We start from the raw sequence: 23447 nt of genomic DNA, 5'->3' as shown, positions 1-23447 counted from the left end.
GTCTAATGCACAATTATCTATAGATCAACTATTGTGTATTTATCGTGTGCGCATAACTAATTACAAGTTATCTAAAAGCTTTTATTTCTTTTCCACTCCAACCTTTAAAATTGATTTTTCACCGATTAACTACGATGGCATTAAGTCACTTTTAACGACTCGGATTTAATTTAAAAGCCATCAGCAATAACATCAAATGATTAGGAATTAAGTAAATGGAAATTACAGCAAACTCACCTGCACTTCTTGAATTCTCTTCGAAGAAACGAGTACCGCTAATATTGCAAGCAGAAGTTGCGGAATGTGGACTTGCTTCGATGGCAATGATCGCATCCTATTATGGTCATCAATTAGATATGCCAGCGATGCGTAACAGGTTTTCCGCAACGCTAAAAGGAATGAATTTACAACACCTTATCGAGTTAGGTGATAGTTTAGGTTTAGCGAGCCGACCGTTACAGTGCCCTTTAGAAAGCGTAGTTAAGCTTGCCCTACCTTGTATTTTACATTGGGATATGAATCACTTTGTTGTGCTTACTAAAGTGGCTGGTCATAAATATTATATAAACGATCCCGCTAGCGGAAAACAAGTATACACGTTAGATGAATTTAGTCAGCATTATACCGGAATAGCGCTAGAACTTTCTCCGACATCTAAATTTGAAGTACGAAAAGAACAACAAAAAATGCGCATTTCACAGCTATGGAGCAACATTACTGGCTTAAAAACCGCTTTAGTAAAATTGCTTATATTGTCCTTTTTTCTGCAGTTATTCAGTTTAGCCACTCCATATTACATGCAATGGGTTGTCGACGAAGTGCTAGTTAGTTATGACGAAGCCTTACTCGTCGTTCTTGCATTGGGTTTTTCTATACTAGTAATGGTATCGGTAATTACCAACTCTGTTAGAAGTTGGCTCATATTACGTTTATCAAGCTTGTTAAATATACAAATGGGCGTAAATGTGCTTCGCCACCTGTTAAGATTACCGATGACTTATTTTGAAACTCGTCATGTAGGTGACATTGTTTCGAGGTTCTCTTCTTTAAATCATATTAGAGAACGGATGACTACAGGATTAGTAGAAACTACGGTGGACGGTGTCATGTCAGTCGTTGTTTTGCTCATGATGTTCTTATATTCAATTCATTTAACGCTCATTGTAATTGGTACTATTGCGCTATATGCATGCCTTCGAATTGGCATGTATCAACCGCTACATCGGGCAACAGAAGATTCAATTCAAAACTCGGCAAAAGAGCAAAGTAACTTTCTAGAAAATATAAGGGGGATACAAACCATAAAGCTTTTTGGCAATGAAGCCCAACGTCAGGGGATATGGCAGAATAGATATGCTGAGGTTATCAATGCCGATATTCACTTAGGTAAACTAAAAATTGGCTTTGATAGCATCAATAAGGCGTTATTTGGGCTAGAGAATGTATTAGTTATCTTTTTTGCAGCAACCGCGGTTATGGGAAATGAAATATCTATTGGCATGGTACTAGCGTTCATTGCCTATAAAAATCAATTAACGCAAAGCGTTACAAACCTTATTGAACAGTTAATTCAGTTTAAAATGATGCGCTTGCATCTTGATCGTCTTGCAGATATTGCTCTAACTAAAGTAGAACAGAATCGAGACACATTAAATGCTAATTTTAAGCTACTAAACGAAGGTTCAGGTCAGCTAACATTGGAAAACATCAGTTTCAGTTTTTCCGAAGATGAAAAGCCAATATTGGATAACATCTCATTTAACGTCGAAGCAGGTGATTGTATCGCTATTACAGGCCCTTCAGGTTCTGGTAAATCAACTCTCGTAAAAATAATGCTGGGGTTATTACAACCAACCACAGGGCGCGTTTTGTTTAATGGAAAAGACATCAAACAGATAGGGCTTAAGCAGTATCGAAAGCTTGTATCTGCAGTAATGCAGGACGATACTTTATTGGCAGGTTCCATCGCCGATAACATTTCATTTTTTGATCCAGAACCTAACTTTCTAAAAATTCAACAATGTACAAAAACTGCCGCTATACATAAGGACATTACCGAAATGACAATGGGATACAATACGCTGGTAGGCGATATGGGTTCCAGCCTGTCAGGTGGACAACAACAAAGAGTTTTACTTGCTAGAGCGCTTTACAAAACACCACGAATTTTATTTTTAGATGAAGCAACAAGTCATCTAGATACTCAAAATGAATTCAAAATCTGTGAAAAAATTGACGAACTATCGATGACACGAATAATCATTGCACATAGACCAGAAACAATTAGGCATTCAAATAAAGTGCTATTACTAAATAAAGGGAAATTGGCAGATATCTCCGAGAAGCAACTACACAGTTGTTAATTGTTTAATTTTAACTCACTAAAGATATAAGCCCATATAATTATGTTCAATAGGACCATGGAGGTATCAATATTCTAACGACTAGACAACATCGATTTGTCCAAAATAAATCGAATAAACTAATTTTTCTAATGCCAGTAGCACTTGGTGTCTTTATACAAACGAGTATATAAAGTCACTATAAATGTTGTTGGATGTGAAAAGTAAACACAATTTTAAACTGTTAAATTTATAAGGATATAAAAATGAAAGATATAAAAGAACACAAAGCGTTAATTTCTATTCAAGGTGGAAATGCTGATACCGTAAATAATTCGCATAAAGCCGACGAAAAGCAACAACTCAACTATTACGATACGCCAGAGTATTATAACCCTCTGACACCTATTAATGGACTAACACTTGAAAGGATTAATCTGTAAATAGCCATGTTAAATCGCTTTAATTAAATATCTATGATTAAGGCGATTTAGGCTAGAGTGTTCAATCATGAGTTCAAAAAATAAAAGTGACATTTATCAATTTGTAACTAAAAGCATGGGGATCTCACTTTTTGCTTTTAGTATTTTTATACAGTTTCGTTATAACTTAATGTTAGTGGCTATAAATTGTACATTTTTAGGTTGTTATCTATTCTTCACAGATAAAGTCTCAACTAAAATTTATCATGCCTTACTGATAAGTTTTGGACTCTTACTAATCATTACCTCTCGCCTTTCTTGGTTCATTGTTTTATGTGCTTTATTGATTGTTTTTACATTAAGTTTATTTCATTATAAATGCATTAAGCCTTATTTATAGCCTTCTTTTCTCACTCACATCAATTGTGCACAACTTGCATTATGAAGTCTGAAATGTTTTGATACAAATTAGCAAGATAATAATTAATTTATAAAAATCAACAAGATTGAACATTTGTATAATTTTTATAGTTCGATGGGCATCAAGGGAAGAGAGTGCTGAGCTGTGGAAAATTTTCATTTAATAAAAATAAAAAACTGGGTCTTTGATCCTACTAAAAAAACGCTAACTTTCGAGCCGGCAAACAACGCCGAAAACAAAGAAAGTAAAGTTGAGTCATTGGAATCAAAACACGCGGCACTACTTAGTTGCTTAATTGAACATCAAGGCACTGTTGTTTCTCGTGAAAAGTTGGTAAAACTTGTTTGGAAAGATAGATTTGTAGACGACCGAACAATAAATGCAACAATTTCCCGTTTACGCAAAATTTTGAGTAGCGATAAACAAGCTTATATTAAGACTCACCCAAAGCTTGGTTATAGCTTAAACTGTCAAGCTGTTTATGTCCCTATCACACTTCCAGAGAAAATCACCTTAGAACAACAAAAACCAATAGCTACAAGAGTAAAATTGGTCTTTATTTGTTTGATAGTGCTATCTTTAGCCCTTGTTTGGTTTGCCATTGACCAATCCCAAAAGTCACTACAGAATCTTGAAAATAGCCATATTGAAATCGAACCTTTAACATATGAAGAAGGATGGGAGTTTGAGCCCTCATTGTCTAAAGATGGGAAACTATTAGCATACGTAAGCCTGCAAGATTGGCAAAGTAATTCACAGGTACACGTCCAAAATAACGCATCCAAAAATACTAAGCCAATTAACTCTTCAGTAAACACTCGAACACCAGTATGGAACAAAGACTCTTATGAGTTATATTACGCCGCTGAAATAAACAATCAATGTATTATAAAAAAAATCAATGTATCAACTAACCTTGAATTTTCACCACCTAAAACCGTAATTAGTTGCGGGAATATATTTGACGTCCCTCATATCGCAATTTCCAATGATGGGTATTGGTTATATTATCTCGACCAAAACAAAAACGAGCCATCTAAAATAAAAAGATACAACCTACAAACTCAAGCAATAGAGGTATTAACTAATCCACCTTCAAGTCTTCATGGAGACTATGATATTGCATTAAATAGTAACGATTCAAAATTAGTTTTTATAAGACATTATGACGATATGTCACATTCAGCATTAACTTTAAATCTTGAGAGCGGAGAGCAGTTAGATTATACGAAAAGAAAATTTGAGGTTGACTCAGTAGGCTGGAGTGACTTTGAAGATAGCTTTGTGTTCACAGATGACGCGTTTAATACCTTATATACTGTAAATACCAACACTTTAAACTTTACAAAAGTTTTTCAAAATGATGAAAGACTATCTGATCCAATATATACGGTTCAAAATGAGGTTCTTATCTCTATAGGTGATCCTTATAAATCAAATGTTGGCTCAATAAAAATTATCAATAATGAGTTTACGCCTATAAACAACATAATCAATTCATCATTTAAAGATCATAGTCCAGTTTCAGTGCAAGGTTCGATTAATGAACTCTATTTTGTGTCAAATAGATCTGGAAGCTACGAATTATGGAAGCAATCAGCCAATTCTCTGAAGCAAGTCACGTATTTTAATAGCCCTGAAAACTACATTTCGGAACTACTAATTACCAACAATAACTCTACAATTGTTTTTAAACTAAATAATAGCTACAAAGCTTTAGATCTTTATACTGGTAATATAAAAAACTTAAAGTTTAATCAAGGCGAAATAAGGAGCATAACTAAAAACTGTGATTCTGAAAACGCTATCTTAATGACAGTAAAGCAAAGTGGACAATGGAATCTTATAAACCTTGCAATTGATACTTTTAAAATAACGTCAATACAAAAAAATATTACTTCTGTAAAAGCAAATTGTAGTAAAAATCACTATCTAGTAACCAAACAGGGTAAAAATGGTTTGTATAAACTAATTGGAAATGGCATTACTTCTAAGAAACCTTTACTTCCAACGTTTAACTTTTCCGACTCGGGCGCTTGGTCAGTTGATGGGAATTTTTTATTTTTTTGGGATAACAGTTCAAAACAGCTAGTCTCCTATAACTTTGAAACAAATAACAAAACTATGATAGATTTACCTGACAAATACCTTACGCTATTATCTTCAAACAATAATACGCTGTATTTTAGTGAACTAAGCGTGCAAAACACCTATATTGGGAAATTTACAATACCAAATTCAGAATAAACAATGTTTTTCCAATAAATTAATATGAACTTTATCTACTTTAGAAAGTGAACTATTTCACTATTTTGGAGAAGAACATGGAACGTTTTTATACTAGTTTGGTTTGCACGAGTATTATTTATATTATTGGTTTCCACTTACATATAGCCTCCCCTCTAAATGATGTTGCGCTTAAACACAATCACCTAGTACAGAAAATATTTAGCCCTACATCCGCTTTTGAAAAAAAGAAAAAGAAGACCAGAATATAAATGTTAGAAATCGGCGCATTAAAGCGCCGAGTTAATCAGCCAACTCTTAAGTGCAATCTACCCCAACATGCGGTAGTCTCTCTGCACAACAAAAATAAACGTTTTTTATTACATGGCTGTATCTTCAAAACTTCATAACCCGTTAGTGTACGCACTCGCATTTTCTTCTGGTTTCTCCATTATGGGCATCGAACTATTAGGCGGCAGAATACTTGCGCCCTTTTTCGGCAGCAGTGTGCATATTTGGGGCAGTATTATTACCGTTTTTATGTTGAGTTTAAGCCTTGGCTATTTACTTGGCGGCAAGTTGTCAACACGTCATGCATCATTAAAGCGCTATGGCACAATTTTTTTTATCGCAGGAATTACGGTTCTGCCAATTGCCTTATGGGCACCAAATATAATGGAAAGCATTTTTCTTAACGTAGAAGATACACGCTATGGTTCTTTGCTTGCGTCAATGGCATTGTTTTTTATACCAACCGTTATACTCGGTATGATATCGCCCTATTCTGTTCGTTTATTAGTTATTGATAAAGAGCGCAGTGGTCAAGTTGCAGGGGTGTTGTATTTTGTGTCAACGCTCGGTAGTGCTTTAGGCACCATAATGACGTCGTTTTACTTTGTGCTTTGGTTTGAAGTAAACAATATTATATTTGCCTATAGTTTTTTACTGGTATTACTCGGTATTATTGCCATTGTTTTTTATTTTCAGGAAGATTCTCAACATGCGTAGTTTGGCTAGTGTAGTTCTTTGTTTGATTTTGGCGTTTCAAACGCACGCTAAAGTTGTTCATCAAGAGCGTTCTTTATATCGCGATATTTTAGTTGAAGATAACTACGACCTACGTTGTTTAAAATTTAATGTAAAAACGAGTAAAACAAACCAAAGCTGCATCTTTAAGAATGATCCACAAAAGCTAGTTTTTAACTATACAAAGTTGCTATTTTCTAGTTTATTGTTGCTCGAGAAGGCACCTGAAAGCGTGTTAATTATTGGTTTGGGTGGCGGCACAATGTCTAACACGCTACATCAATTATACCCTGATGCGCGTATAGAGAATGTTGAAATTGACCCTGCGGTGATAAAGGTTGCACGCCATTATTTTGGTTTTTTTGAAAATGAGCATGTAACGTCAAAAGTTGCAGATGGCCGTATTTTTATAAAGCGCGCAGGTCTAAAGAAGCAACAATATGATTGGATTATTTTAGATGCCTTTAATGGTGATTACATCCCTGAACATTTATTGACGAAAGAGTTTTTAGAGGAGACCAAAAAATTATTAACACCTAAAGGGGTGTTATCTGCAAATACTTTTTCAATTAGTAAATTGTATGAACATGAATCTGCTACTTACCACGCAGTTTTTGGTGATTTTTTTAACGTTAGTAACCGCAACAATAGTAATCGAATTATCTTAACCACTAAAAACGGTTTACCTAACGAAGCCTTTATCTCAAGTCGCGCCAAAGCAATCCATAGCAAGTTATTACCTTATGATGTAAATATCATTGATATTGCTACTTACATCACTTCAACGCGTGATGGCAAAGATTGGTCAAGTGATACTAAAGTGCTTACAGATCAGTTTTCTCCAGCGAACTTACTTAACTATTAAGCACAGCTATTACCTAAGCCAATTTGCCACTGCTGCATTAATGCATAAAGCGCTTGGCTCTCAATTGATTTTGATGATGCTAGTGCATGTGCCACACCTTGTTGATCTTCAGTACTTCGGTGCTGACCAAGTTTGGCTTTCGCGTCAATATCTTTAATAGAAATACTAAAGCCAACAATACCTTTTGCTAGTTTTTGCTGATACTCAGGCGTGACTATATCTCTGTTATCGAGTAATGAAGGTTCGTACTTTTCCATCAGCTTATTTAGCGCATTAGCGGTTTCTTGCGCGTTAAGTAGCGTCGCTTTCCCCTGTACATGAACACTCGCGTAATTCCACGTTGGCACATTTGGACTACCTTCGTACCACGTTGGCGAAATGTAATCATGCGGCCCATCAAAAATAGCGAGGCAATTACCATCAGTAAGCGTTTTCCAATGAGCATTTGCGCGAGCAAAATGCCCAAACAAACAATGTGTCGCTTTTTCATAGAACAACGGTAACCTCGTTGCTTGCAGGTTTGGCGACACTAATGTTGCAAAACTATATTGCTCAATAAACGCTATGACGGAACTTTCAGAAGGAAATTCCATGTTTTTAGGTACGTACACTAATTCAATACTCCATGACTGTTTAATACGAGTGTATGCTGAACACTCAGCTGGCACTATTAACGCGAATATTGGTCTTTGTAACGTATAATTAGTACAAAAAGCTATAGATTTTGTTGCTTGATATAAGCTACAAATATAGAAGTCGCTTGTCTGCTGTACTTCAAACCGACAAATCCGATGTTTAACTTATTATCACTTGCGCTTTGAGTTCTTAACAAATATGATTGATGCTATTAGAATTATATCAATGATTAAATTGAAGTAATTCCGTAAGTTAAAAATGTTTTAATAGCAGGTTTAATTTGTGGCTTAACATTCGAAATCGTTCAGGAAAAATAAACATGCGCTTGGCTTTACTCGCACTAACGGTTGGCTGTATTTCAGTTGGCTCTCAGACATTCGCTTTTGAATCAGTGTCTTCGGGCTACAACTCGGTAGAAAGTTTAGAACTTCAACTGAGTGACAAAGAGGCTGAATATTCTGCTTTTATCAACACGTTAAACTCGTTAAATGAACAATTTAATGCCGAAACAGAAAAATTAGCACTACTTCGTGGCAGAGGTGACGAGTTAAAGAAAGCACGAGCTTTAGCTTTACTTAACATGAATGAGCAATATGAGGCTCTGATTGACAATCCCGAACAAGATATTGCGCAAGCACAAAATGCCTATCGACAAGCTATTCAAAATCAAAAACAAAATAAAGAAGATATAAAAAGCACAGTCACGTTAATTGCTAGTTTAAAAAAGCAGTTAGCTGAAGCGAATCTTCAGCGATTTACTCTAGCAAATGCACGCGAAGCCCTTGTAGAAGAAATTAGAATTGCACGTGTTAAACGACTACAAAAAGAATTCGAAAAACAAGACCAAATTCAAGCATCACAATCAGTAGCCTGTGATGCACAAGAAACACTAAAACAATGTATTACCCGAAGCAACCAACTAGCTAAACAAAAAGCGTCAAAAGAGTTTGTTGATGGTTTGTTTGCAGGTGCTACAGAGTCTACTACGATTAGCCAAAATAAAGATGATTCAGCTGCACAGGTGCGCTTGCTGAGCCATAAAGTTGAATCTGGTGAATTTAGTGGTCAAGGTAATTATTCAACAACGGTGACGGTGGAGCTGCAAGGTTCACTTCCAAATGCCGAAGCATGTAAATTACTTGAGTTATCTACCCGTTATTGTACTTACGACAAGGAACATGCTCAAACAGCCCCTGTGAATGAACAGGCGGGCAATGAGCTTTCGTTAAATGATGAAGGTGTCATGTATGAACTTACTGTACGTTCAGATCAATATGACGATGAAGTGTTCATTGATGGCGTAAGCTATGGCTCAACAAAGTTATCAGTCATGCTTTCTTCTGGTTTACATGACATTGTGATCACAAAACCAGGGTATATGGATTACCAAGAACAAGTTCGTTTAAACAAGAACAAAACAGTTAAAGCTGAGCTAGTAAAATCTGCCATTAATTTTGCCAACGGCGAACCTGTACAAGACATTTTACCTGGTGATGAGTTAGGCCCAGAGCTTATTGGTGTTCCAGCTGGTCGTTTTCAAATGGGTGATTTAAAAGGTGCTGGCCTTAGCAATGAAAAGCCTGCCAGAGGCGAAGAAATACTTAAGTCGTTCGCTATTGCTCAACATCAAATTACGGTTGGCGACTTTAAACGCTTTGTAAAAGCAACAAATTACGTTACTGAAGCAGAGAGTGAAAACGGCTGCGCTGCATTTATCGATGGTAAACCTGCATATAATAGTGTGTTGAACTGGCGTAACCCTGGTTTTAAACAAAACGACGAACATCCTGTAGTTTGTGTTAGCGATAAAGATGCTAAAGCCTATTTAGCATGGCTAACTAAACAAACCGAACGTAAATATCGTTTACCAACTGAAAAAGAATGGGAATACGTAGCACGCGCAGGTAGTGTTGATAACTACTGGTGGGGTAACGACATTGGCAATGGTCGTGCAAATTGCGCCTATTGCGGAAGCAAATGGTCAAATGTAAGTACATCTCCTATTAAGTCTTTTAGACCAAATAGACTGGGTCTTTACGATACCGTAGGGAACGTTTGGGAGCTTACAAATGGTGATAAAGTTGTTGCCAGAGGCGGTGCCTGGAACTTTGCACCTAAGCTTGCAAGAACATCTGTAAGGCTAGAGTTAGCCCCAGGCTTTCGTTCTAACTACGTTGGTTTTAGAGTACTTCGAGAAAATTAATAAGGTTAGCTTTGCTGATTTAGATAAAGGAGCGATTAACGCTCCTTTTTTGTTTTTAATGATAAAGTACTTTTCTTTGCTTGTTTAGGTTTAGCATTAACAGTAATTTTTTGTTTATGCGTAATCACATCTGATTCCGTCTTACCTGCAGTTTTTGTAGATCCTTTTAACGCATTATTGATCGTTGCCATTTCTTCTTTAGTAAGATCTCGCCACTGTCCTGGTTTCAAATTACCAAGTTTGACGCTCATAATACGATTTCGTCTTAATTTCGTAACCTCGTACCCTAGATACTCACACATGCGACGAATTTGCCTGTTTAGTCCTTGTGTTAATATTATCTTGAACACAAATTTACTTTGAGGCGTGACTTTACAAGGGTTTGTGATCGTACCGAGAATAGGCACACCTCGTGACATTCTTTCAATAAAGCGTTCGCTGATAGGTTTATCTACAGTAACTACATATTCTTTATCATGAGCATTTTCAGCACGTAAAATCTTATTAACTATATCACCATCACTTGTCAGAAAAATAAGCCCCTCAGAAGGCTTATCTAAGCGTCCTATTGGGAATATACGCTCTTTATGTCCGATGGCATCTATTATATTGCCTTTTACATTACGTTCTGTTGTACAAGTTATGCCTATAGGTTTGTTGTAAGCGATATAAATACGATCAGACTTATTTGATGGCATTGCACCTACAAGTTTATTGTCGACCTTAACCATGTCACCAGGTAATACTTTCGTGCCTAATTCCGGTACCTTACCATTAATGGTAACTCGATTGGCCTCGATCAATTTATCAGCCTCTCTACGTGAACAATAGCCTGATTCACTGATGTATTTATTGAGTCTTTTACCTGTGACTGTCACTATTTTTCCATGCAATGTATTTCATTAATATTGTATCGCAGAATATAAAAAATAACATTCGACTTACATAAAACATTCGTACAGATTGTTAGTTGTTGTAGTATTTGTATAGCATCTACTGCTAATATCTTTTAGCGTCATTTCAAATAATAGGAATCTAAAACATGGCACATGGAATGTGGAATGGTAATACCAAGCGTTTCTTTTGTAGTACCAGCTTTTTACTAACTTCATTTTTAACACATGCTGATAATTGGAAAGCGTATGTTGATAAAAATATTAACGTAGATAGTGCCTATGCTGTTGTCAATCAATATGAGCCTATGGTGCAGTGTAATGATACCTCAACGCCTGGCGCACAGTCATGTTATTCAACCCCAACCAAAGTTCTTGTTGTTGATGCCAATAGTAGTCTGTTAGCGGGTTATGAAATAGGCCATACCAATCAAAATAGCCCAAGATACATGTTACAAAAATATGTGACATCCATTGAAGTGTCTGCAAACGTTGCTAACTTAATGACAAACACACTCGATGCTTATGAGATATTAAATGATACGGCAGAAGCAACTAATTCTGACAATCGAGTTGCTGCAAGTTCCTCAAGCGGCGATTGCAATAGCAATAGCCCAACAGCAAAAACAGTACAAGCAATTACTGATGGGGCAATATTAGATCAAGTGCACAACCAAGCCGCACAGGAATTTGATCAACGTTTTTCTAATTTATCGGCTGGGCTCTCTGCACTAACATTAAAAAATCTTAATTTTAATGTTAGTAGTAATGGCGTTTCAATAGGCGGCACCTTTCAATTTGATGCGATAACTAAAACCGTTATTACTCGGTTTGCTCCAACTAAAGGTGACTTTTATACCAACAATGATGTAGCTGCTTATAATTTAACCTTAAAAAATGGTTCAATTCACTTAACGGTCAATGAAGAGCAAACAAAGCTTGATGGCGTACCATTAAACAGGCTCAAAGCTACCGGTCTTACATCCGTTAATGATTGCCTTATCAAAGAGCTCAATAAATACATCGCGGCTTCTGTTGCTTCGTATTATACCGATAGCGTAGGGTCTGGCTCTTTACCTATTGGATGGAATCGAATACCAGTTAACACAGGTGGTTTTCACATTAATAGCAAAGAATGTGTATGGACATTCCACTTGAAGGATAGACACTTTATTCAAGTTTTAGGCTCTTGCCCATAAAACGTTTAAGACAGAGTTTACTACCAAAAATAAAAACCGTAGAACTTGCTGCGGTTTTTAATAGCTGCTTGACTCAGTTCCCCAAATTAACAACGCTAATCTATTACTCTGCTAAGCCTATGTGACAGATATTTTCGCATGGAATCACAATGCGCTAACGTTACTCTGAGTTTAAAGTTTTTAACACCTAGAACGCAAAAAACCCGCAGCTTTCGCTACGGGTTTCTTTTATTAGAAGCTTGATTCAGACCCGCGAACTCGCAGAGCTCATTCGGTAAAAAGCGGCCAACATGAAGCTGTTCATGTTGTCAGTCAACCCTTTTTACCCTACTCCTGTGAGAGTACTCCTGAATTTTTGACATAAAAAAGGCCGCCTAAACAGGCGGCCTTTCTTTGGAATAGAAGCTTGATGATGTCCTACTCTCACATGGGAACTCCCACACTACCATCGGCGCTATTGCATTTCACTACTGAGTTCGGCATGGGATCAGGTGGTTCTACAATGCTATTGTCATCAAGCATAAACTTTTATCGTCTACTTTCGTAAACACAATCTCGGAAATCTAATATCTATATTTTCTAATTCAATGCACAGTACGTGAATATACTTGTCAAACATCATACAACAAAACCACTTGGGTGTTGTATGGTTAAGCCTCACGGGCAATTAGTATCAGTTAGCTCAATGCCTCGCAGCACTTACACACCTGACCTATCAACGTTGTAGTCTCCAACGACCCTTTAGGGAGATTAAATCTCCAGTGAGAACTCATCTTAAAGCCTGTTTCCCGCTTAGATGCTTTCAGCGGTTATCAGTTCCGAACGTAGCTACCGGGCAATGCTATTGGCATAACAACCCGAACACCAGCGGTTCGTCCACTCCGGTCCTCTCGTACTAGGAGCAGCCCTCTTCAATTCTCAAACGCCCACGGCAGATAGGGACCGAACTGTCTCACGACGTTCTAAACCCAGCTCGCGTACCACTTTAAATGGCGAACAGCCATACCCTTGGGACCGACTTCAGCCCCAGGATGTGATGAGCCGACATCGAGGTGCCAAACACCGCCGTCGATATGAACTCTTGGGCGGTATCAGCCTGTTATCCCCGGAGTACCTTTTATCCGTTGAGCGATGGCCCTTCCATACAGAACCACCGGATCACTATGACCTGCTTTCGCACCTGCTCGACGTGTCTGTCTCGCAGTTAAGCTGGCTTATGCCATTGCACTAACCGTACGATGTCCGACCGTACTTAGCCAACCTTCGTGCTCCTCCGTTACTCTTTGGGAGGAGACCGCCCCAGTCAAACTACCCACCAGACAGTGTCCCCAAGCCCGATAAGGGCCCTAGGTTAGAACATCACGCATACAAGGGTGGTATTTCAAGGTTGGCTCCACACACACTGGCGTGCATGCTTCAAAGCCTCCCACCTATCCTACACATGTAGGAGCAATGTTCACTGTCAAGCTATAGTAAAGGTTCACGGGGTCTTTCCGTCTAGCCGCGGGTATACGGCATCTTAACCGCAATTTCAATTTCACTGAGTCTCGGGTGGAGACAGTGTGGCCATGATTACGCCATTCGTGCAGGTCGGAACTTACCCGACAAGGAATTTCGCTACCTTAGGACCGTTATAGTTACGGCCGCCGTTTACCGGGGCTTCGATCATGAGCTTCGCAGAGCTAACCCAATCAATTAACCTTCCGGCACCGGGCAGGCGTCACACCGTATACGTCATCTTTCGATTTTGCACAGTGCTGTGTTTTTAATAAACAGTTCCAGCCACCTGGTTACTTCGACTGACCTCAGCTTAGGGAGCAAGTCCCATCACCAAAGCCAGCGTACCTTCTCCCGAAGTTACGGTACTATTTTGCCTAGTTCCTTCACCCGAGTTCTCTCAAGCGCCTTAGTATTCTCTACCTAACCACCTGTGTCGGTTTGGGGTACGGTTCCTATATATCTGATGCTTAGAAGCTTTTCCTGGAAGCAGGGCATCAACAGCTTCTACTCCGTAGAGTATCGTCTCGACTCTCAGCCTAGTGGTGACCCGGATTTGCCTAAGTCTCCAGCCTACAATCTTTCACATGGACTACCAACGCCATGCCTGTTTAGCCTTCTCCGTCCCTCCTTCGCAATATATAGAAGTACAGAAATATTAATCTGTTTCCCATCGACTACGCTTTTCAGCCTCGCCTTAGGGGCCGACTTACCCTGCCCTGATTAACATGGGACAGGAAACCTTGGTCTTTCGGCGTGGGGGTTTTTCACCCCCATTATCGTTACTCATGTCAGCATTCGCACTTCTGATACCTCCAGCATGCCTTACAACACACCTTCAACGGCTTACAGAACGCTCCCCTACCACTCAAAATAAATTTTGAATCCGCAGCTTCGGTGCATAGTTTAGCCCCGTTACATCTTCCGCGCAGACCGACTCGACTAGTGAGCTATTACGCTTTCTTTAAAGGATGGCTGCTTCTAAGCCAACCTCCTAGCTGTCTATGCCTTTCCACATCGTTTCCCACTTAACTATGACTTTGGGACCTTAGCTGGCGGTCTGGGTTGTTTCCCTCTTCACTACGGACGTTAGCACCCATAGTGTGTCTCCCGGATAGTACTCATTGGTATTCGGAGTTTGCAAAGGGTTGGTAAGTCGGGATGACCCCCTAGCCTTAACAGTGCTCTACCCCCAATGGTATTCGTCCGAGGCTCTACCTAAATAGATTTCGGGGAGAACCAGCTATCTCCCGGCTTGATTAGCCTTTCACTCCGACCCACAGGTCATCACCGCATTTTTCAACATACGTGTGTTCGGTCCTCCAGTTGATGTTACTCAACCTTCAACCTGCCCATGGGTAGATCGCCGGGTTTCGGGTCTATACCTAGCAACTAAACGCGCAGTTAACACTCGCTTTCGCTACGGCTCCCCTAATCGGTTAACCTTGCTACTAAATATAAGTCGCTGACCCATTATACAAAAGGTACGCAGTCACCCGAAGGCTTCCACTGCTTGTACGTATACGGTTTCAGGTTCTATTTCACTCCCCTCACAGGGGTTCTTTTCGCCTTTCCCTCACGGTACTGGTTCACTATCGGTCAGTTAGGAGTATTTAGCCTTGGAGGATGGTCCCCCCATATTCAGTCAACATTTCACGTGTGCCGACCTACTCGATTTCACAAACATTTTGTCTTCATGTACGGGACTATCACCCTGTATCGTGTACCTTTCCAGATACTTCCATTGACGCCATGCCGCTTAAGGGCTAATTCGCGTTCGCTCGCCGCTACTAACGAAATCTCGGTTGATTTCTTTTCCTCGGGGTACTTAGATGTTTCAGTTCTCCCGGTTCGCCTCTTTATGCTATGTATTCACATAAAGATACTTGCTTATGCAAGTGGGTTTCCCCATTCGGAAATCTGTGTCTATAACGTCTTTTATCGACTTAACACAGCTTATCGCAGATTAACACGTCCTTCATCGCCTCTAACTGCCAAGGCATCCACCATATACGCTTAGTCACTTAACCATACAACCCTAAGTAGTCTTAAGTGTTTGAGTGACAAAACCCAAACTAAATGTATGTCTGACATTTTCACGTACTATAAATAGCACTTGAATTAGAATTCACTTAACAACGCGCGACACGTTATTAAGGGTTTTAAACATAAAACTTTATGTTTAAGGGATATAAATATCAGCTTTCCAGATTGTTAAAGAAGTAGTCATTAACACACATTCGGTTAAAAACTTGGTTAAAAAAACCAAATTGAAAATCACTAAAAAGTAACCTTTAATTTGGTCTTTCGTTCTTTATGAAGAAGTAAAATCAATTTCAGTTAAGCAAGGCACTTTAAAGCGATGTTTGCATCTGCAAATGAGCTTTGAAGTAACGAAGCATAACGCAAAATTTGGTAGGTCTGGGCAGACTTGAACTGCCGACCTCACCCTTATCAGGGGTGCGCTCTAACCAGCTGAGCTACAGACCTATTTCACGTCCCTTCACTAGGTAAAAAGTGGTGGAGCTAAGCAGGATCGAACTGCTGACCTCCTGCGTGCAAGGCAGGCGCTCTCCCAGCTGAGCTATAGCCCCTTTTAGACTTAGTCAGGGTGACTTCTTCTATATTCGTTATCTATGCAATTTGTGTGAACACTCAACAATAATCTGTCTTACTTCAAGATAAGGAGGTGATCCAACCCCAGGTTCCCCTAGGGTTACCTTGTTACGACTTCACCCCAGTCATGAATCACAAAGTGGTGACCGTCCCCCCGAGGGTTAAACTAGCCACTTCTTTTGCAACCCACTCCCATGGTGTGACGGGCGGTGTGTACAAGGCCCGGGAACGTATTCACCGTAGCATTCTGATCTACGATTACTAGCGATTCCGACTTCACGGAGTCGAGTTGCAGACTCCGATCCGGACTACGATACACTTTATGGGATTCGCTCCACCTCGCGGTCTTGCTGCCCTCTGTATGTACCATTGTAGCACGTGTGTAGCCCATCCCGTAAGGGCCATGATGACTTGACGTCGTCCCCACCTTCCTCCGGTTTATCACCGGCAGTCTCCTTAGAGTTCCCGACACTACTCGCTGGCAAATAAGGATAGGGGTTGCGCTCGTTGCGGGACTTAACCCAACATTTCACAACACGAGCTGACGACAGCCATGCAGCACCTGTCTCAGAGTTCCCGAAGGCACAATTCTATCTCTAGAAAATTCTCTGGATGTCAAGGGATGGTAAGGTTCTTCGCGTTGCATCGAATTAAACCACATGCTCCACCGCTTGTGCGGGCCCCCGTCAATTCATTTGAGTTTTAACCTTGCGGCCGTACTCCCCAGGCGGTCAACTTAGCGCGTTAGCTACGCTACTCACGTTTCAAGAACACAAACAGCTAGTTGACATCGTTTACGGCGTGGACTACCAGGGTATCTAATCCTGTTCGCTCCCCACGCTTTCGTGCCTCAGCGTCAGTATTTGTCCAGGTGGCCGCCTTCGCCACTGATGTTCCTTCCAATCTCTACGCATTTCACCGCTACACTGGAAATTCCACCACCCTCTACAATACTCTAGTTAGCCAGTTTCAAATGCAGTTCCGGAGTTGAGCTCCGGGATTTCACATCTGACTTAACTAACCGCCTACGCACGCTTTACGCCCAGTAATTCCGATTAACGCTCGCACCCTCCGTATTACCGCGGCTGCTGGCACGGAGTTAGCCGGTGCTTCTTCTGTCGCTAACGTCACAGATGCAAGGTATTAACTTACACCCTTTCCTCACGACTGAAAGTGCTTTACAACCCGAAGGCCTTCTTCACACACGCGGCATGGCTGCATCAGGGTTTCCCCCATTGTGCAATATTCCCCACTGCTGCCTCCCGTAGGAGTCTGGGCCGTGTCTCAGTCCCAGTGTGGCTGATCATCCTCTCAAACCAGCTAGAGATCGTCGCCTAGGTAAGCCATTACCTTACCTACTAGCTAATCTCACTTGGGCTAATCTAAAGGCGAAAGGTCCGAAGAGCCCCCCCTTTGGTCCGTAGACATTATGCGGTATTAGCAGTCGTTTCCAACTGTTGTCCCCCACCTCTAGGCATATTCCCAAGCATTACTCACCCGTCCGCCGCTCGACGCCAGAGTAGCAAGCTACTCTTCGTTTCCGCTCGACTTGCATGTGTTAAGCCTGCCGCCAGCGTTCAATCTGAGCCATGATCAAACTCTTCAATTAAAAAATCGTTTGTGCATCCGAAGATGCTGCTCAATGAATTCTGTACATCTTTTTGACTTACTTTAAAAAGTTAGACAAAAAGTAAAAACTTAAATAAGTTTTTGTATGAACATTCACTAAGACATCTTTTGTAACCTAAGTTACTGGTAAAACATCATCACTGTGAGTGCCCACACAAATTGCATGATAACTAATTGTTAAAGAACTTAAATCTTTCGATTTCACTAGGCATCTCATTCGTGCTTAGTGTCTGCTCTACCGTTGAGAGCGGATGCGCATTTTACGCATCTCAGTTTCGTTGTCAACACTTTTTATTTAACTTTTTAAATAATTTTTTGTGTTGCTGTTTTTTACTTCAATGAAATAAAAAACATCTTCAAAACCGCTTCTTGGCTTGTCCCCGAGAAGTGGAGCGCATTGTAGAGATCTTCTAAAATGGATCAAGTACTTTTTTCATTATTTTGTTTGTTTGAACAAATATTGAACTTAATGACGCATATGTGAACTAAACTAATGCACAAGTATTAAAATTCGCGGTATTACGTCGAAGATAAATACTAAAATACACGTTCGAAACGTTAGAATAATAAAAAGAAATGTTATGTTTCTAGAGAGTACAGTCGATGAATAAAGTAATTACAGTATTACTTTGTTGTTTATGTACAACCGTTAGTGCAAAGGATTTTGCAAAAGAAAAACAGGAACGTTTAGTTAGCAGTTTAATTAAACAACAAGTTAATCAACAAGTATCAATTGAAAACAGTGTCAAATCACTGTTAATTCGATACCCAGAGAAAGTGGATTTAATTGTACCTGCCGCAGTAAAGCTATACCCGGCTGATTACATCAGTATTATGAACGGCGCAATGAAAGCCGAACCAGTATTAGCATGTAGTGTATTAGAAGCAATGCTGACATCTAACGTTGCTCCCGCAGCTTCACTCCTAGAACACGCCATTTCACTAGAGCCCGCTTATAGTAGTGAATTAATTAATGTTGTTATCAATGCGAGACCCGACGACTTAGAAAACTTATTAAGAGTGGCTATAACAAATGAACCGCTTTTTTCTAATGCTGTAGTCGATAAAACCATGAATTCTTTTCCTGATAGGCTCGTTAGTATCCTTGTTAGTGCAATAAATATCATGCCTGATAATGTAGCTAATTTTATAAAAAGTGCTTTGGCACTCAAACCTGAGAACAATCAACAGGTATTAACGAAGACATTTAGTGGCTTAAATGATCGCTATACTCAAGAGATAGTTGACAGCGCTTTAGCAGCTGGTATGAGTGAGCAAGCCATAGTTGATGCCATTCAAAAAAGTGATATGGATAAGAACATCAGAGATAACTTAAAAATTGCTAAAAATGAGCAATAAAAAAGGAGCTAATCGCTCCTTTTTTAAAACTTTAGACTTCTCTGGCAATAGCGCGGTAGGCAATATCGGTTCTAAACTCTACCCCCTGCCACGTAATTTGATGTAACAGTTCATACGCAGCTTTTTGTGCTGTCGTTACATTTTCTCCAAGTGCAGTTGCACATAATACACGCCCGCCTGCTGTCACGACTTGACCATCTTTCAGAGCTGTACCCGCATGGAATGTTTTACGATCTTCAGCAGTATTGGTATCTAAACCTGAAATGATGTCACCTTTGGGGTAACTGCTAGGATATCCTGCTGCAGCGAGTACAACGCCAACAGCGGCACGTGAATCAAAACTAATGTCTTGCTGATCTAGTTTTCCATCACAAGCCGCTAAACATAATTCGACAAGATCTGATTGTAAACGCATCATAATTGGCTGCGTTTCTGGATCACCAAAACGGCAGTTATATTCAATAACCTTAGGCGTACCATCTTCAGCAATCATTAGACCTGCATATAAAAAACCAGTGTAAGGTGCATCTTCTTTCGCCATACCTTCTACAGTAGGAACGATAACTTCCTTCATTATGCGATCATGAATTTCAGGTGTTACAACCGGTGCTGGAGAATAAGCCCCCATACCGCCTGTATTTGGACCCTTATCACCATCGTAAGCACGTTTATGATCTTGGCTTGTCGCAAACGGCAGAATATTTTTACCGTCAACCATAACAATAAAGCTGGCTTCTTCACCTTCTAAAAATTCTTCAATAACTACTCGATGTCCGGCATCACCAAACGCGTTACCCGCGAGCATATCTTTAATCGCTGCTTCAGCCTCATCAAGTGTCATGGCAACAATAACCCCTTTGCCAGCCGCCAGACCATCAGCTTTAACAACAATTGGTGCGCCTTGCTCACGTACATAAGCTAAAGCAGGCTCAATATCAGTAAAGTTTGCGTAACTTGCCGTTGGAATTTGGTGACGCGCTAAAAAGTCTTTAGTGAATGCTTTTGAACCTTCAAGTTGTGCAGCTTTCGCGCTAGGACCAAAAATTGCGAGTCCATGTTGTTGAAATGCATCGACAACACCGTCAACAAGCGGTTGTTCTGGGCCGACAATAGTTAAACTAACGTTATTGGACTTAGCAAAATTAACTAATGCATCTATATCTGCTACCGAAATATCGACATTTTCTAACTTTGGTTCAATTGCAGTGCCCGCATTCCCCGGTGCAACAAATACTTTTTCTATACGATTTGCTTGTGCCGCTTTCCATGCTAACGCATGCTCACGACCACCACTGCCAATAACTAATACATTCATTGATAAAATTCCTAATATTGTTAAAAAGAAAGAGCGACAAGTCACTCTTTCTGATTGCTAAAAGCTCGCAATTATGGCTTTACAAATTTAAGTGTCATTCGATCACTTTCACCAATTGCTAAATATTTTTCTTTGTCTTTTTCTTTTAATTGTAACGACGGAGGGAGTGTCCAAACACCTTTAGGATGATCTGCAGTATCTTTCGGGTTTGCATTTATTTCACTTTTGGCAGCAAGTGTAAAACCAGCTGCTGTGGCTAAGTCTACTGCTAATTCTTCTGGAAAATAACCATTGCGTTTGTCGTCAGGCCACGTTTGAGTTTCTGGCATTCTATGCTCAACCACACCTAACACTCCTCCAGGCTTAAGCGCTTTGTAGGCATCTTTAAAGACCTGTGCAACGCCTTCTTCTCCCCAGTTATGTAAGTTTCGAAATGTTAAAACGAGATCAGCACTTCCCTCGGGCGCAAGTTCACTTGGTTTCTTAGGCGTAAAATTGGTTAATTTAACCTTGCTATAGACATCGTTTCCAGCAAGCTTTTTTTCAAGTTTTTGGCGAGATTTACTGTAATAATCATCACCACCCGTATCAGGGTAATGTGCGCCGTAAAGCATCCCTTTGTCTTTTAATGCAGGGGCTAAAATTTCAGTATACCAACCACCTCCGGGTGCAATCTCTACAACTGTCATATCCGGCTTGAAGCCAAAAAATGCTAACGTTTCCATTGGATTTCGATATTGATCTCGCATTTTATTTGATTCACTGCGATGCTTAGCCTCAATTGCTTTAGCAAGTGCAGACTCTTCTTTTGCTTGCATTAACATTATTTCAGCTGACGTATCTTCAGCAAATGCTGTATTACCGCCCAGTAATGTGGCAGAACCAATAACGGCGCTAATTAACTTGTTTCTTATTCTTTTCATTTTCTTCTTCCTCTGAATGACCTAATGGTGTTTATATCAAAATATAAGAACGAAATATGCGAAAACAATATTCAAACCTGATAAAAAAACTTAAAAAAAACGCCAAAACAAATTTTTAGCGTCTCAAAACGGATAATTTGAGTAACGATAGCTGATGCAATTACAATAGACCCTAATACCTTCATAAAGTGGTATTACGGTATTGAATTACATCAACTAAAGTAAGTACTCATTAATGACGGAAGTGACGCATACCAGTAAATACCATCGCTATTCCGTGTTCATCTGCTGCTGCTATAACCTCATCGTCACGCATTGAACCACCTGGCTGAATTACCGCAGTAATGCCCGCCTCAGCAGCTGCATCTAAACCATCACGAAATGGAAAGAATGCATCAGATGCCATTACAGAGCCTTTAACTTCTAAGTTTTCATCAGCGGCTTTAATTCCCGCGACTTTAGCAGAGTATACGCGACTCATTTGGCCAGCACCAACACCAATTGTCATACTATTTTTAACGTATACAATCGCATTTGATTTAACAAATTTAGCCACTTTCCAGCAGAATTTTAGATCACGCATTTCATCTTCTGTTGGTTGACGTTTAGTCACAACTCTTAAATCATTATCATTAACACGGCCTTGATCTCGATCTTGTAACAACAAACCGCCGTTAACACGTTTGTAATCTAAACCTGTGGTTTGAGTGCTCCATTGACCACATTCGAGTAAACGTACATTAGGCTTAGCAGCAACAATTTGCGCAGCTGCTTCAGACACAGCTGGTGCAATTATAACTTCAACAAACTGACGAGATACGATCGCTTCAGCTGTATCTGCGTCTAATTCGCGGTTAAAAGCAATAATGCCGCCAAATGCAGAAGTAGGATCGGTCTTAAATGCCATATCGTAGGCAGTTAAAATGTTATCACCTATTGCAACGCCACATGGGTTAGCATGTTTGACAATAACACACGCTGGCTCTTCAAATTCTTTTACGCACTCCAATGCAGCGTCTGTATCTGCGATATTGTTGTACGATAATGCCTTACCTTGTAACTGTGTTGCAGTTGAGACTGATGCTTCTTCTGGATTTGCTTCAACGTAGAAAGCAGCGTCTTGATGAGAGTTCTCACCATAACGTAAATCTTGCTTTTTGATAAATTGGCTATTAAAAGTACGCGGAAACTTGTTCTTTTCATCAAAGTTAACAGCTTTGTTTTCTTCGCCATGTGCTGACAACATTTGACCAAAATAGTTAGCTATCATGCCATCGTAACTCGCTGTGTGCTCGTAGGCAGCAATTGCTAAATCAAAACGTGTTTTATAGGTTAAAGAATCGTCATTAGCATCCATTTCTGCTAAAACGCGATCATAATCACCCGCATTTACAATGATAGTCACGTCTTTATGGTTTTTAGCCGCTGCACGCACCATAGTTGGTCCGCCAATATCAATGTTTTCAATTGCGTCTTCTAATGAACAACCTTCTTTAGCAACAGTGTTTGCAAATGGATATAAGTTTACAACGACCATGTCTATTGCTGCGATATTGTTATCTGCCATCACTGTTTCATCAGTACCGCGACGGGCTAAAATGCCACCGTGAATTTTTGGGTGAAGTGTTTTTACACGACCATCCATAATTTCCGGGTGGCCAGTGTGATCTGAAACTTCGGTCACTTTAATGCCATTGTCGGCTAACAATTTTGCAGTACCGCCGGTTGAAAGAATATCAACACCTTTTTGCGCTAAGCTTCGAGCAAAATCTACAATACCTGTTTTATCAGACACACTTAACAGTGCACGTTTAATTGGGCGTGGGGTATCCATTGTTGTTTCTGTTACCTTAAATTAAATATTGTTTTGTCTGG

13 protein-coding genes, 2 tRNA genes and 3 rRNA genes are annotated in these 23447 nt (G+C 39.8%); 8 read left to right on the top strand and 10 right to left on the bottom strand.

Translation table 11 applies throughout. From position 1 onward, the window contains the following. The first annotated feature begins 215 nt into the window (after positions 1 to 215). The 5 genes from QUE09_RS01195 to QUE09_RS01175 all read left to right on the top strand — a co-directional run bounded on the left by QUE09_RS01195 (position 216) and on the right by QUE09_RS01175 (position 7302). Positions 216 to 2363: a peptidase domain-containing ABC transporter gene (locus QUE09_RS01195; RefSeq protein WP_286234392.1), complete on the top strand. Its 2148-nt coding sequence runs from the start codon at positions 216 to 218 to the stop codon at positions 2361 to 2363. Positions 2364 to 2608: 245 nt separating this feature from the next. Next, positions 2609 to 2785, top strand: coding sequence for a hypothetical protein (locus tag QUE09_RS01190; RefSeq protein WP_286234391.1), 177 nt, complete (start codon positions 2609 to 2611; stop codon positions 2783 to 2785). A 544-nt stretch (positions 2786 to 3329) separates the two neighbouring features. Beyond that, entirely contained in the window at positions 3330 to 5432 is a 2103-nt protein-coding gene (locus tag QUE09_RS01185; RefSeq protein WP_286234390.1) for a winged helix-turn-helix domain-containing protein, read from the top strand. A 363-nt stretch (positions 5433 to 5795) separates the two neighbouring features. Then, positions 5796 to 6419, top strand: coding sequence for a fused MFS/spermidine synthase (locus QUE09_RS01180; protein WP_286234389.1), 624 nt, complete (start codon positions 5796 to 5798; stop codon positions 6417 to 6419). Further along, positions 6412 to 7302 (top strand): spermidine synthase, encoded by an 891-nt coding sequence (locus QUE09_RS01175; protein ID WP_286234388.1) that lies wholly within the window; start codon positions 6412 to 6414, stop codon positions 7300 to 7302. Before QUE09_RS01180 ends, QUE09_RS01175 begins: the two co-directional genes overlap by 8 nt. Here QUE09_RS01175 and QUE09_RS01170 read toward each other — a convergent pair. Further along, positions 7299 to 7913: an FMN-binding negative transcriptional regulator gene (locus QUE09_RS01170; protein ID WP_286234387.1), complete on the bottom strand. Its 615-nt coding sequence runs from the start codon at positions 7911 to 7913 to the stop codon at positions 7299 to 7301. The two genes, QUE09_RS01175 and QUE09_RS01170, sit on opposite strands and share 4 nt — an antisense overlap. Before the next feature lie 344 nt (positions 7914 to 8257). Here QUE09_RS01170 and QUE09_RS01165 point away from each other — a divergent pair, with 344 nt between their 5' ends. Further along, a complete protein-coding gene (locus QUE09_RS01165) occupies positions 8258 to 10141 on the top strand; it encodes an SUMF1/EgtB/PvdO family nonheme iron enzyme (RefSeq protein ID WP_286234386.1) in 1884 nt (627 codons plus the stop codon). Positions 10142 to 10176: 35 nt separating this feature from the next. Here the strand turns inward: QUE09_RS01165 and rluF are convergent, their stop codons facing one another. Beyond that, on the bottom strand, positions 10177 to 11019 hold the full coding sequence (rluF, locus tag QUE09_RS01160) for a 23S rRNA pseudouridine(2604) synthase RluF (RefSeq protein ID WP_434017246.1): 843 nt from the start codon (positions 11017 to 11019) through the stop codon (positions 10177 to 10179). Positions 11020 to 11183: 164 nt separating this feature from the next. Here rluF and QUE09_RS01155 point away from each other — a divergent pair, with 164 nt between their 5' ends. After that, on the top strand, positions 11184 to 12233 hold the full coding sequence (locus tag QUE09_RS01155; RefSeq protein ID WP_286234385.1) for a hypothetical protein: 1050 nt from the start codon (positions 11184 to 11186) through the stop codon (positions 12231 to 12233). A gap of 404 nt (positions 12234 to 12637) precedes the next feature. Here QUE09_RS01155 and rrf read toward each other — a convergent pair. The 5 genes from rrf to QUE09_RS01130 form a co-directional block, all read right to left on the bottom strand. Next, a 5S ribosomal RNA gene (rrf, locus tag QUE09_RS01150) occupies positions 12638 to 12752 on the bottom strand. A gap of 127 nt (positions 12753 to 12879) precedes the next feature. Beyond that, positions 12880 to 15760: ribosomal RNA gene (locus QUE09_RS01145) — 23S ribosomal RNA — on the bottom strand. Between the two features lie 383 nt (positions 15761 to 16143). Then, positions 16144 to 16220: transfer RNA gene (locus tag QUE09_RS01140), tRNA-Ile, on the bottom strand. A gap of 28 nt (positions 16221 to 16248) precedes the next feature. Beyond that, a tRNA-Ala gene (locus tag QUE09_RS01135) sits at positions 16249 to 16324 on the bottom strand. Between the two features lie 88 nt (positions 16325 to 16412). Next, a 16S ribosomal RNA gene (locus QUE09_RS01130) occupies positions 16413 to 17955 on the bottom strand. The 16S, 23S and 5S rRNA genes sit together here with 2 tRNA genes alongside, the layout of an rRNA operon. Before the next feature lie 623 nt (positions 17956 to 18578). On the opposite strand from QUE09_RS01130, the gene QUE09_RS01125 reads away from it, so the two are divergent. Continuing rightward, on the top strand, positions 18579 to 19334 hold the full coding sequence (locus tag QUE09_RS01125; protein ID WP_286234384.1) for a hypothetical protein: 756 nt from the start codon (positions 18579 to 18581) through the stop codon (positions 19332 to 19334). A 31-nt stretch (positions 19335 to 19365) separates the two neighbouring features. On the opposite strand, the gene purD is transcribed toward QUE09_RS01125, so the two are convergent. The 3 genes from purD to purH form a co-directional block, all read right to left on the bottom strand. Continuing rightward, a complete protein-coding gene (gene purD / locus QUE09_RS01120) occupies positions 19366 to 20649 on the bottom strand; it encodes a phosphoribosylamine--glycine ligase (RefSeq protein ID WP_286234383.1) in 1284 nt (427 codons plus the stop codon). 71 nt (positions 20650 to 20720) lie between these two features. Then, a complete protein-coding gene (locus QUE09_RS01115) occupies positions 20721 to 21473 on the bottom strand; it encodes a class I SAM-dependent methyltransferase (RefSeq protein WP_286235857.1) in 753 nt (250 codons plus the stop codon). Positions 21474 to 21804: 331 nt separating this feature from the next. Next, positions 21805 to 23406 (bottom strand): bifunctional phosphoribosylaminoimidazolecarboxamide formyltransferase/IMP cyclohydrolase, encoded by a 1602-nt coding sequence (purH, locus tag QUE09_RS01110; protein ID WP_286234382.1) that lies wholly within the window; start codon positions 23404 to 23406, stop codon positions 21805 to 21807. Positions 23407 to 23447 lie beyond the last annotated feature (41 nt).

The sequence above is a fragment of the Thalassotalea sediminis genome (assembly GCF_030295915.1).
Classification (GTDB): Bacteria; Pseudomonadota; Gammaproteobacteria; order Enterobacterales; family Alteromonadaceae; genus Thalassotalea_C; species Thalassotalea_C sediminis.
The sequence above is the reverse complement of the archived record's forward strand: the minus strand, read 5'-3'. Positions and strand labels throughout refer to the sequence as shown.